Below are 12,216 nucleotides of genomic sequence, written 5' to 3' on the forward strand. Positions count from 1 at the left end.
TATTTACTATTGCTATATCTTTTGAAAAGGAGTAAGATACATTTAAAGGCTACATTGTTCGTACCTTTAATTAAGTTTTTCACCTAGTTAGAATTTAGGGAGTTTTACATTGAAACCCAAATGACAAATCTCTGTCTATAGGACATGGAGGACAAGCAGGAAGGTTTCTGCAAACACCCACTTAGTCAAGTGGTGTATAAAGCTTCTTTAAGTTAGATACGGCAAATGTGGCTTTTACAAATTGGTCAATGATCCAGCTTCTATATGGAGCTGGTATTTTTCATTCTTTTGAAATAGGCATCAACGTTTGTATTCATACATAGAATCGCTGAGTACTCTAAGCGATATAAAAATATCTTGTTCATTGTTCTCAACTATGTTACATTTATGTTAACGTTTTATGTTCGTTTTAGGGAGGGAATTTGGTGTACACACTGCTCATTATTTTATTATTGATTGATTCTATCGCACTTATAGGTGTTGTTCTGCTTCAATCTGGAAAAAGTGCTGGACTCTCAGGAGCTATTTCTGGAGGCGCTGAGCAATTATTTGGAAAGCAAAAAGCGCGTGGAATGGATTTAATTCTTCATCGTACAACGGTGATCCTTTCTGTTTTGTTCTTTTTATTGGCCATTGCCGTGGTTATGTTTGAATAAATATTTGAATTCGAAACCTGGTCGATATGGGCCAGGTTTTTTTAGTGGTTAACATATATAGTGAATGGACAATTTGGCGAGATGAGCAATCGTTTTTCTGGATTGTTCGATCGATCTTTGTTTAAACTAAATGAAGAGCTTGACCGCATAGATATAGAGAAATGGAGTTATGAAAATGAAAATTATACCCCCACAGCCATTTACATTTAAAGCAGGAAAAAGGGCTGTTTTACTATTACATGGATTTACTGGAAATAGTGCGGATGTTCGGATGCTAGCACGTTTTCTTGAAAAGAAGGGTTATACAAGTCATGCACCTATTTATAAAGGTCATGGCGTCCCACCAGAGGAATTACTTCATACAGGCCCGGAGGATTGGTGGCAGGACGTGATGAATGCTTATCAGCACTTAAAAGATTTAGGACATGATGAAATTGCCGTCGCCGGACTTTCACTTGGTGGTGTTTTTTCTTTGAAACTGGGTTACACTGTACCTGTAAAGGGAATTATTCCCATGTGTGCTCCCGTGTTTTTTAAAACGGAGGAAACAATGTATGACGGAGTTGTACAATATGCAAAAGAATATAAGCAATTCGAAGGAAAATCTATAGAGCAAATCGAACAAGAAATGAATGAATTCAAAAAAACTCCCATGAACACGCTAAAAGATATGCAGGAATTAATAGCGAGCGTTCGAGGATCTGTTGATATGATTTATAATCCCATGTTTGTTGTACAAGCAAGAAATGATCAGATGATTAATCCGGAAAGTGCCAATATTATTTATGAAGAAGTGGAATCCTCCCAAAAAGAGATCAAATGGTACGAAAAATCTGGACATGTGATTACATTAGGTCCAGAAAAGGAAACTCTTCATAAGGATATTTATCATTTTCTAGAGAGCTTAGATTGGACGGAGTAGGTGGCCAAGGAGGGCTTGGAAATGGAAGAGAATAGACAAATTTTTATCGAAAAGGTATTAGCATATTTGCAAGAAGAAGCAAAACCGCTCACTGTTAGTGAAATTGAGGAAAATTTACAAGTTACAGAGGCCGAGGATTTTAAAAGCCTTGTAAAAGCGCTTGTCTATATGGAAGAACAAGGAATGGTCGTCAGAACGAGAAGTAATCGCTATGGCTTACCAGAAAAAATGAATTTGATGCGTGGGACACTATCAGGGCATGCAAAAGGTTTTGCTTTTTTAATTCCAGATGATAAAAGCCTTGATGATGTCTTTATTCCTCCCCATGAGAAGAATGGCGCTATGCATGGAGATCATGTTTTGGTCCGTATTGCAAATGAAAGTAAAGGATCAAGGCGCGAAGGAACGGTTGTCCGAATTTTAAAGCGTGGTTCTGAAAAAGTTGTCGGGACGTATTCGGAATCGAAATATTTTGGCTTTGTTATTCCAGATGATAAGAAAATTGCCGATGATATTTTTATCCCGAAAAATAAAAGTATGGGAGCGATCGACGGCCATAAGGTAGTCGTCCATATTACGATTTTCCCTGAGGATCGAAAAAATGCTGAAGGAGAAATTGTCGAAATCCTTGGCCATAAAAATGATCCAGGCATCGATATTTTATCGATTATCCATCAGCATGAACTTCCGCTCGCATTCCCAGACGAAGTCATGGAGGAAGCTAATCGCATTCCTGACGTAGTTGATGAAGCGGATATTCCGAATCGACGAGATTTACGCGATGAAACGATTGTGACGATTGATGGGGCAGATGCGAAGGATTTAGATGATGCTGTGACCTTATCGCGTCTGGCAAATGGACATTATAAATTAGGTGTCCATATTGCTGATGTTAGTTATTATGTTCGTGAAGGCGAAGCGATTGATCGTGAAGCCTACGAGCGTGGTACAAGTGTTTACTTAGTTGATCGTGTGATTCCAATGATTCCTCATCGTTTATCGAATGGGATTTGTTCGTTAAATCCACAAGTAGATCGATTCACGATCTCTTGTGAAATGGAAATAAACGGACAAGGGGAAGTGGTCAGCCATGAGATCTTTCCTGGATTAATTAAGACGGCAGAACGAATGACTTATGAAGCTGTGAATCAAATGTTAATCGAGAAGGATGAAGAATTACGGGAGAAATATCAAACCCTCGTGCCAATGTTTGAATTAATGGAGGAGCTTCAAGGCATTTTACAAAACAAACGAATGAAACGTGGAGCCATTGATTTTGATTTTAAAGAAGCAAAGGTTTTAGTGGATGAGGAAGGAAAACCAACCGATGTTGAGATTCGCGAACGGTCGATTGGGGAGCGAATCATTGAGGAATTTATGCTAATCGCCAATGAGACAGTTGCAGAGCGTTTCCATTGGATGGATGTACCTTTTATCTATCGTATACATGAAGATCCAAAAGAAGATAAACTGCAAAGGTTCTTTGAGTTTATTACGAATTTCGGGTTGATTGTTCGTGGAACTGCTAATTCCGTACACCCGCGTGCTCTTCAAGATATTATTGAGGCAGTTGCTGGAAAACCAGAAGAAATGGTGATTTCCACGATGATGCTTCGTTCAATGCAACAAGCTAAATATGATCCAGAAAGCATCGGTCACTTTGGTCTATCAACTAAATTTTATACACATTTCACATCACCTATCCGCCGCTATCCCGATTTAATCGTTCATCGTTTGATTCGGACATACTTATTTGAAGGGAAGTTGGATGAGGGCACACGGAGCAAGTGGGATGCAGAGCTTCCAGATATTGCGGATCATACGTCGAAAAGGGAGCGTCGTGCAGTTGATGCGGAACGAGATACGGATGAGATGAAAAAAGCAGAATATATGGAAGATAAAATTGGAGAAGAATTTGATGGGATGATTAGTTCCATTACTAACTTCGGTTTATTTGTGGAACTGCCCAATACCATCGAAGGGCTCGTCCATGTGAGTTATATGACAGATGATTATTATCATTATGATGAACGTCATTTAGCGATGATTGGGGAAAGAACAGGAACTGTCTTCCGGATTGGCGATGAGATTACCGTACGCGTGATCAATGTTAATAAGGATGAGCATGATATTGATTTTGAAATTGTCGGTATGAAAAAGAAGCGACCGAAACAGGAAGATGAAACGAAGCCGCAAATCCTTAAATTGAAAAAGGGGAATAAGGCAAAGGGACCACAAGAAAATCGCCGTGATAATGACGAGTGGTCTACAAGACCACCACGAAAAAAGAAAAAAAAGACTTATCGAAATAAAAGTAAAAAATCGGGTAGAAAGAAGTCATGATGTCAGATGGGTTGGAGGCAAAGGCTTCCACCCTTTTTCTCCTTCGTGTATAATGAAGGAACCAAATTTTATAGAACAGAATGAAGGGGGGATTACATATGCCAAAAGGGGAAGGAAAACTGATTGCGCAAAATAAAAAGGCGCGTCATGATTATTCTGTTGAAGAAACGTATGAAGCGGGAATGGTTTTACAAGGGACAGAAATTAAATCGATTCGGGCTGGAAGAGTTAATTTAAAAGATTCCTTTGCTCGGATCCAAAATGGAGAGCTATACTTACACAATGTCCATATTAGTCCATACGAACAGGGAAATCGTTATAATCATGACCCTTTACGTACTAGAAAATTATTATTGCACCGCAAAGAAATTAGTAAATTAATTGGAGAATCGAAGGAACAAGGATACTCGATTATTCCATTGAAAATCTATATTAAAAACGGCTACGCAAAAGTACTGATCGGACTCGCCAAAGGGAAAAAGAAATACGATAAACGCGAGGACTTGAAACGAAAAGAAGCCAAGCGAGATATCGAAAGAGCCTTTCGAGAGAGACAAAAAGTATAATCATAATGAAAAAGTTGTTCAGTGCATATGTGCTGGACAACTTTTTATTTTTACACCACATGGACAAATAGCAAATTTGTATAAGAAAGTGTCATAAAAATGTTAGTTATTTTATGAGATTTTTTTATAATTATTTTATAAAGCTAAATTATAAGGAGGAATGAGGAAGGATAAATGCTATATCGGTTTATCGTAAGCCGGGAAAATGCTAGTGAGCAATCAGTTGTAAAAAGACTATAATATGTGAAAGTGGTATTTTATAATGATAACCAAAAATAATTCACTTACTTCAGTTATTGGTATCGATGTTGGGAAAACCAAAATTCAAATTGGCATTGTATCCGACTTCGGAAAAATTATTCATAAAAAATGGTATAAAATGAATAGCGATTCGCAAGAAAAGTCAGTTGAATGTATCCATAATTCATTATGTAATTTTGTGGACCAATACGCTGGATTCAATGTGAGTGCAGTTGGAGTAGGATTAGTTGGACATGTTGATCCGGACAAAGGGATCTGGCAAAGTGCTATAAATATTCCAATTTTTCAATCTGTTCCATTAGCGGAAATGATCCATGAAAAAATAAAATTACCAGTATTTCTGGATAATGATGTTAATTCGGCAACGTTAGCTGAAATGCAATGGGGAGTTGGGCAGAAATCTGGAGACTTTATCTATCTAAATGTTGGAACTGGCATTGCAATGGGGATCGTATCCAATTCTCAATTATATAGGGGCGTAGCTAATTATGCCGGAGAAGCGGGAAAGATGCTGATAAACTCTTGCATAGATGGTTACCATTATCTTGAAACCGTTAGTTCTGGTGGTGGCATGATTACACGAGCAGTAGATGGGTTTCATCTATATCCTACCTCCGTTTTATCTGAACTTCAGAAAAGGAATAAGTTAAATTCAAGTACGATTTTTCAGGCGGCTGATAATGGAGATAAACTTGCAAAAATTGTTTCTGAGCAAGCTATTGAAGGCTTAGGAATAGGGACGACGAATATTTTAAATTTATTTAATCCTGAATATATCGTTTTTGGCGGTGGAGTTTTTAATCATAAAGCAGTTATTAGTAAAATTAAACAATTTGTAGATGATTATACCCTTCCTGTCACCAAAAAAAATTTAAAGAGTGTAAGAGTTACAGAGTTAAATCATAATGATGTGGGATTATTGGGAGCAGCTAGTGTAGCATTGAAAAATGTGGAATCTTATGTAAGGGAGTGAAACAATGAATATCAATATTTTGAAACAGAGTGAATACGATGAGAAAGTAGCGGAAATCGCATTGATCCAAATAAAAAATAAACCTAACTCACTTCTTGGATTTGCAACAGGCAACACGACAGTTGGATTCCATAAAGAACTTGCAGAAAAAATAATGGATAATCATGTAAGCGTTGGTGACTTATCCACCGTAAATTTGGACGAATATATAGGGGTGCCCAGCACTAATCCTGCAAGTTGTTATTATAGAATGCATGATCAATTTTTTACAAGGCTCAATTTAAGAAAAGAACAAATAATCTTCTTAAAAGATATTTCAGAACGAGAGGACTTTAAGCAAATTTGTTCGCAATTTGAAGATAAAATTGCAGAAAAAGGCGGAATTGATGTCCAGTTCTTAGGAATTGGCTTAAATGGACATATTGGTTTTAATGAGCCAGGGACAGCATTTGGAACAACGACACATGTTATTGAATTAGACGAAAAAACGAGAGAATCAAAGGCACATGTTTTTGGCGGGATTCATAGAGTTCCCAAAAGAGGGATTACGATGGGAATAAAGACGATTATGAAAGCGAAAAAAATTATTTTACTGGCAAAAGGTGAAAACAAAGCGGAAATTGTGTATAAAGCACTTTATGGACCTGTAACACCAGAGCTTCCAGCTTCTGTTTTACAGTTACATCCGAATCTTACCGTTATCTTGGATGAAGGAACATCACTTAAGGCTTAAAAGATTGTTTTAAACAAAGCCTTGGACAAAAAAGTATTATTTTATTGATATTGAAAATTATAAAAATTCGTTTTAGCACAACTAGATTAATAAATATCCCGAACGTATAATATGAATATGACTACTCTTGGTAGTAAAATGGGGAGATTTAGTATGCTACAGACTAGGCAGGATTTACAATACATTGACTTAAAGATTGATCACAATAGTAATGGTTGGAAAATGATGTGGGAATGGCATAAGCAAATTGAAATTTTGTATATCCTTGAGGGGCAGGGAAAATGCTATATTGAAGATAACGAATATGATTTTGCTCACAGTGACCTTTTTGTGATTAGTCCATATAAATTGCATAAGACAGAACTAGTCGATAAGAAAGGTTTTAAAGTATTAGTGATTATTTTTAATTTAGAATTAGGTGATAAATTTCCGAATATGGATGGAATAGATGTCTTGGAATTTATAAAAGTGAATTATGCTGATTATTCACCGATGATCAAATTGGATTGCACGGAAAAAGAAAGATTAGAATTAGTTTTCGATCGAATGCAAACAGAGTATAATAGCTTCCCAAAAACATCCTTGGATTATTTAATTTCATTGCTCCATATTTTGATCATCGAGATTAATAGAATTTACAATAAGCAGATCAATGTGAATAAAAAGTGTATTGATGAGGTAGACTTACCGCAAATCATCGTCGAGTCCATTGGCTATATAAATCAGAACTTTAAACAGGATTTGAACTTAACTAGAATCGCCTCTGTGTTTCATATTAATCCCTCATATCTTAGCAGAGAGTTTAAAAAACGGACGGATATGACCGTTACTGAATTTCTGAATTCTAGGCGTATTCATTATGCAAGAAATCTCTTAGCAAAAACTGATTTGAAAATTATCGAGATTGCATTAGACTCAGGTTATAATAATATTCCATATTTTACTTCGGTATTTAAAAAATTTGTCGGGATGACCCCAAAGCAATTTAGAAATAAATCGAGAGCTAGGGTTTTTGCTAACTAACTCCTGATGTTAATCATCTAAATGCTTTTCAACTGCCAGTTCGGTAGGAGAACTTTTGTCTGTCAGATAAAAGGTCACGAGTTTGCCTCGGCTAGACAACAAAACACTCTTGCTTATTCTAATTACAGAATGAGCAGAGTGTTTTGTTAAAAATATCATTCCTATATTATATCCTCTATCACTTCTTATTTTAAGTGATTGTTAATTGCTGCAATTTCCTTTTTAGCCCTCAAGTAAAAAATAGTCCAAATTGAAAAAAAGATTAAAAGAAAGATTAAACTGGCTTGTAAAACAATATCAAATTGAAAAGGAAACCATTTATTGATATAGGCGGTCATTAGAAAAACACTAAAACATCCGGAAACATGGATGACCACTTGTAATAGGAGTGGTATTCTTTTATAGTTATAAATATTTGACAATAACCCTATTACCAAAGACATTAACACTAGACTCAAAAACAACATCTGAATGGATCCCTCTGTAAAAAATATACCGCTAATCACTAAAATGGTACTCCCAATACAAATACCTTGAATCCCAGATTTTATTATTTTTAACATTTTCAGGTTCCTCCTTACTTCATTAAATTCCTAATCGCTTTTTCAACGCTCCTACAAAACGACGAGATACAGTAATTTTTAAACCATTGGATAAAAAAGCATAATAGTTACCAGAAAAGGCTATTTCCAAACGCTTGATTTTATGAATATTTACGACGGATGCTTTGGAATTCTGGATATAATCTTTGGAGTCCAGCTTCTTAAGAATTTCTATTAATGGTTTCCGCATATTCAATTTTTCTTTATCTGTATATACAGTGAGTATCTTCTGATAAATTTCGCAATAAACAATTTCTTCAGAATCTAACAAGATATATCCATCCTCATATTTAACCGAGATTTTCCTATTATCTGCCTCAAAACTTTTGATATATTCCGAGATATGGTTTCCTAACTTTGTATTATTCGCTTGAATAAGTACTCTTGGCGGGTGGTATTTATCAGATATTTCCATGTTTACGATTAACTCCTCCATTTACATCCCTCCTTACATTTTTATTTTAACAGCTTATTTTCCTCTTTTTTTAAAAATAGACTATCTGGTTGAAAATTTGGCCTATGAGGTCTACGGGGCTAATTTCAAATCCAAAAGTCCTTATTCAGAACTTGTCATACTTTATGAAATGATTGCCAGTAGTAAAAAAATTATAAGGAATTATTGAATTACTATAAGAAACAAAACTCCTTCTTTTATAAAATAATGGATATAGAGAAGTTATCCCAAGATTTGTGGAAAATAGTAACTTTTCTTCATTTGTAAGGGGTTTCTAAACTAACCGAAAATAGGGAGGGGAAATTTTGAGTTTAATTAAGAAGATAGCTGTATTTTCTGCGATATTGTTACTATTTCCAAGTATACTTGCTGCATGTAATTCTGACAAAAGTTCAGGAGGAAGCTCTAAAAAAATCGAATTAACTTGGTTAGTAACGACTAGTCCAGTTCGTGATGAGTGGTATAAGCAAATGGTTAAAGACTTTGAAAATGAACATTCAAATATCCGGATTGAATTAGTTACGATCCCACAAGATGAGATGGACCAACGCCTTTCCACAATGTTGGCTGGGGGAAATGCACCGGACGTTTGGTCCCCGAATTGGTCGCGTTCTGGGTTTGGTACCTATCAAAAGAGAAATACATTATTGGATTTAAGCAATTATGTCGAGAGCGATGCAGAGTTTTTAAATGGGATTCCTGATGAACTGATGGAGTTGTATAAGGTTCAAGGGAAAACTTATGGTATCCCGATGCTGAGCATGGGAACTTATTTATTTTATAACAAAGATATCTTTGATGAAGCCGGAGTCGAATATCCTACAACGGATTGGGAAGATGTAAGTTGGGATTGGGATGAAATGGTGGATAAGGCTAAGAAATTAACAAAAAATATCGATAATCCGAACGAGGCAATCTATGGTCTTTATAATCCCGAAACTCCAAATCGCTTTTCCTGGTTCTTTGGGGGAGATTTTTTTACAAAAGAAGCGTATGAAACTGGTGAGATGGGTGATCCACAAGCGTTAAACAATCCTAAAAATAAGGAATCAATACAAGCTAATTATGATCTAATTTACAAGCATAAAGTATCCCCTAACCCTTCACAAGTGGAGGCAATATCCCAGATTAGTGATCCATTTCTTTCTGGAAGAGTTGCAATGGCCATTAATGGTGGATGGGGAGTAATGTCTTATTTACCCGCAGAATTTAATTGGGGATTTGCCGCATTACCGTTTGCTGGGGAAGATAGGCAAGTTCCTATGTATGTTGATCCATGGACAATAGGGAAGGATTCTAAGCATCCTGACGAAGCTTGGGAATTTATTAAATTTATTACAGATCCAGAAGGTGGAGGCTACCAACAAATGGTAGATTTAAATAATCCGCCCGTTTACGAAAAACTAAATGATGAATACTATCAAACGATTGAAGGCTATGAAAATATTATTATGACGAAAGATCAAATTAAAGAGGCGATAGAAGGAGCAATGAAATATGGTAGAGCAGCTGACAATCATAAAATATCCGATTTTTCAAACATCAGAACGATTATAAATCAGAACATTGACGCTGTTTACAATAATAATAAGGACATTGATAAAGCATTGGAAGAAGTCGATCAAGGTCTAAGAAATTTAAATGATTGATTAAAAGTAAGGCTTACTTTGAGGCTGTGACAAAACTAAATTAAGTGCCGAAGACGAATAATTAATTACCTTAGCGAAGTATATTTCCGGAGCGGGTTATATACACGATAGTGGTTCGACTTTTTCTTAGGTAAAAACACTTTTGTCCCAGCCTCATTGCTAAAAAGAGGTGATCTAATTGGTGGAAAATGGAAATCAGCACAGTTTGTCACATAATCACACAAAAAGAAATTTAAGACTTAAAAGATCAATGAATAGAGAACAAAAGAAGGAAGAGGGGATGTTTTACTTATTTATTTCTCCTTGGCTTTTAGGCTTCGTCTTCTTTATTGGTGGTCCGATAATAGCCTCACTCATTCTAAGCTTTACAAATTATAATGTAATCGAGACACCTGAATGGGTTGGTCTATCTAACTATACTAAATTATTCCAAGATAATTTATTCTATAAATCTCTGAAGGTTACTGGGTACTTTGTCATTTTAGGCGTCCCATTTACCATCATCATAAGTCTACTGCTAGCTATTTTATTAAATCAAAAGGTTAAAGGACAAGCACTTTTTAGAACATTTTATTATGCACCGAGCATAATCTCAGGAGTTTCAGTGGCTTTTCTATGGGCATGGCTACTCAATCCAGATTTCGGTGTTGTTAATAACATTATTCATTCTATATTTGATGCCAAAGGACCTGGGTGGTTTACAAGTTCAACTTGGGTTATTCCATCATTTGTTTTAATGCGTTTTACAGCATTGGGAAGCACCATGATCATTTTTCTAGCTAGTTTACAGAGTCTACCTGATGAACTATATGAAGCAGCAGCGATTGATGGTGCAAATGCTTTCCAGAGATTTTTCAAAATTACGATCCCAATGGTTTCACCGGTCATTTTGTTTAATACCATTATGGCCATAATATCGTCCTTTCAAATTTTTACTGAGGCTTATGTTATTACCTCGGGCGGTCCGGAATGGGGCTCATATTTTTATGTACTCAATCTTTTTGAAACAGCATTTAGCCAATTTCGTATGGGCTATGCTTCAGCTCAAGCTTGGATATTATTTTTGATCATAGCCTTACTAACTATGCTAACTTTATGGATTTCACAGAAACAAATACATTATGAATATGATAATAGAAGTTAGGAGCGGTTAGTTTGAAAAATATTTTTCCTGATAAATGGTTTAGAAAATTATACAAACCGGGAGATGTAAGCCCATTCGGCAAAGTAGTAACCTATTTATTTCTATTTTTATGTCTCTGTTTATTTTTATTTCCATTAGTCTGGATGATATCCACCTCATTAAAAACACTAGGTCAAGTACATACAGTACCAATGACTTGGATTCCTTGGCCTTTACAATGGAGTAATTTTATTGAAGTGTTTGAAGTTGTCCCATTTGGTAGATACCTATGGAACACATCGTGGTATACAGTTGTTACAGTTACCGCAACTGTCTTCACATCTACACTGGTGGCTTTTGCATTTGCACGATTGCGTGCAAGAGGTAGAAATATTTGGTTTGCAATCGTTTTAGCGACAATGATGATACCACCACAAGTGACAATGATTCCTCAGTATTTAATCTTTAATGAATTCGGGTGGCTAAACACCTATTTACCATTAGTTATACCGTCTTTCGGTGCAAGTGCCTTTATAGTCTTTTTATTAAGACAATTTTATTTAGGCTTACCAAGAGAGTTAGATGACGCATTGAAAGTTGATGGAGGTGGTACATTTACACTTTATTTCCGAATTATATTACCTTTATCGATTCCAGCGATGACGACAGCAGCAATTTTGGAATTTATGTATCGTTGGAATGATTTAATAGGTCCTTTAATTTATTTAAGCAGCACAGATAAGTATCCGCTTTCTTTGGGATTGGCTAATTTTACAAGCATGTATACAGCTACACCCTGGAACCTTTTAATGGCGGCTTCTTTGATCGCTATATTGCCGCCATTAATATTATTCTTCATTTTTCAAAAACATGTTATTAAAGGAATTGTTATCTCTGGTGCCAAAGGTTAA

Annotated in this window: 12 protein-coding genes and 1 other RNA gene; 11 read left to right on the forward strand and 2 right to left on the reverse strand. The window is 35.8% G+C overall.

Annotated features, from left to right (window positions below; all coding sequences use genetic code 11):
• Positions 1-43 precede the first annotated feature (43 nt).
• The 8 genes from ssrS (at position 44) to KI375_RS06600 (ending at position 7,477) form a co-directional block, all read left to right on the forward strand.
• Positions 44-238, forward strand: a non-coding RNA gene (gene ssrS / locus KI375_RS28120) — 6S RNA.
• 187 nt (positions 239-425) lie between these two features.
• Positions 426-656 carry a preprotein translocase subunit SecG gene (secG, locus tag KI375_RS06570; protein ID WP_212972712.1) on the forward strand — a complete coding sequence of 77 codons (231 nt, stop codon included), beginning with the start codon at positions 426-428 and terminating at the stop codon, positions 654-656.
• Between the two features lie 175 nt (positions 657-831).
• Positions 832-1,578 (forward strand): alpha/beta hydrolase, encoded by a 747-nt coding sequence (locus KI375_RS06575; RefSeq protein ID WP_212972713.1) that lies wholly within the window; start codon positions 832-834, stop codon positions 1,576-1,578.
• A 21-nt stretch (positions 1,579-1,599) separates the two neighbouring features.
• Complete coding sequence (rnr, locus tag KI375_RS06580; protein ID WP_212972714.1) at positions 1,600-3,921, forward strand: ribonuclease R; 2,322 nt, start codon at positions 1,600-1,602, stop codon at positions 3,919-3,921.
• A 98-nt stretch (positions 3,922-4,019) separates the two neighbouring features.
• A complete protein-coding gene (gene smpB, locus KI375_RS06585; protein ID WP_207447792.1) occupies positions 4,020-4,487 on the forward strand; it encodes an SsrA-binding protein SmpB in 468 nt (155 codons plus the stop codon).
• Between the two features lie 262 nt (positions 4,488-4,749).
• Positions 4,750-5,721, forward strand: coding sequence for an ROK family protein (locus KI375_RS06590; protein WP_212972715.1), 972 nt, complete (start codon positions 4,750-4,752; stop codon positions 5,719-5,721).
• Between the two features lie 4 nt (positions 5,722-5,725).
• Positions 5,726-6,454, forward strand: a complete 729-nt coding sequence (locus KI375_RS06595) for a glucosamine-6-phosphate deaminase (protein WP_212972716.1) — start codon at positions 5,726-5,728, stop codon at positions 6,452-6,454.
• 153 nt (positions 6,455-6,607) lie between these two features.
• Positions 6,608-7,477: an AraC family transcriptional regulator gene (locus KI375_RS06600; protein ID WP_212972717.1), complete on the forward strand. Its 870-nt coding sequence runs from the start codon at positions 6,608-6,610 to the stop codon at positions 7,475-7,477.
• Between the two features lie 185 nt (positions 7,478-7,662).
• Here the strand turns inward: KI375_RS06600 and KI375_RS06605 are convergent, their stop codons facing one another.
• Together KI375_RS06605 and KI375_RS06610 are read right to left on the reverse strand one after the other, a co-directional pair.
• Positions 7,663-8,040 (reverse strand): DUF3021 domain-containing protein, encoded by a 378-nt coding sequence (locus KI375_RS06605; protein WP_212972718.1) that lies wholly within the window; start codon positions 8,038-8,040, stop codon positions 7,663-7,665.
• 22 nt (positions 8,041-8,062) lie between these two features.
• Positions 8,063-8,515 carry a LytTR family DNA-binding domain-containing protein gene (locus KI375_RS06610; protein ID WP_212972719.1) on the reverse strand — a complete coding sequence of 151 codons (453 nt, stop codon included), beginning with the start codon at positions 8,513-8,515 and terminating at the stop codon, positions 8,063-8,065.
• 323 nt (positions 8,516-8,838) lie between these two features.
• Between KI375_RS06610 and KI375_RS06615 the strand changes: the two genes are divergently transcribed.
• The 3 genes from KI375_RS06615 (at position 8,839) to KI375_RS06625 (ending at position 12,216) form a co-directional block, all read left to right on the forward strand.
• Positions 8,839-10,182, forward strand: coding sequence for an ABC transporter substrate-binding protein (locus KI375_RS06615; RefSeq protein WP_212972720.1), 1,344 nt, complete (start codon positions 8,839-8,841; stop codon positions 10,180-10,182).
• Between the two features lie 181 nt (positions 10,183-10,363).
• Positions 10,364-11,326 carry a carbohydrate ABC transporter permease gene (locus KI375_RS06620; RefSeq protein WP_244852379.1) on the forward strand — a complete coding sequence of 321 codons (963 nt, stop codon included), beginning with the start codon at positions 10,364-10,366 and terminating at the stop codon, positions 11,324-11,326.
• Positions 11,327-11,337: 11 nt separating this feature from the next.
• The gene (locus tag KI375_RS06625) at positions 11,338-12,216 is read left to right on the forward strand and encodes a carbohydrate ABC transporter permease (protein ID WP_244852353.1); all 879 of its coding nucleotides are present in this window, start codon (positions 11,338-11,340) and stop codon (positions 12,214-12,216) included.

This window comes from Bacillus sp. J14TS2, from assembly GCF_018333015.1.
GTDB lineage: Bacteria > Bacillota > Bacilli > Bacillales > Bacillaceae_C > Lederbergia.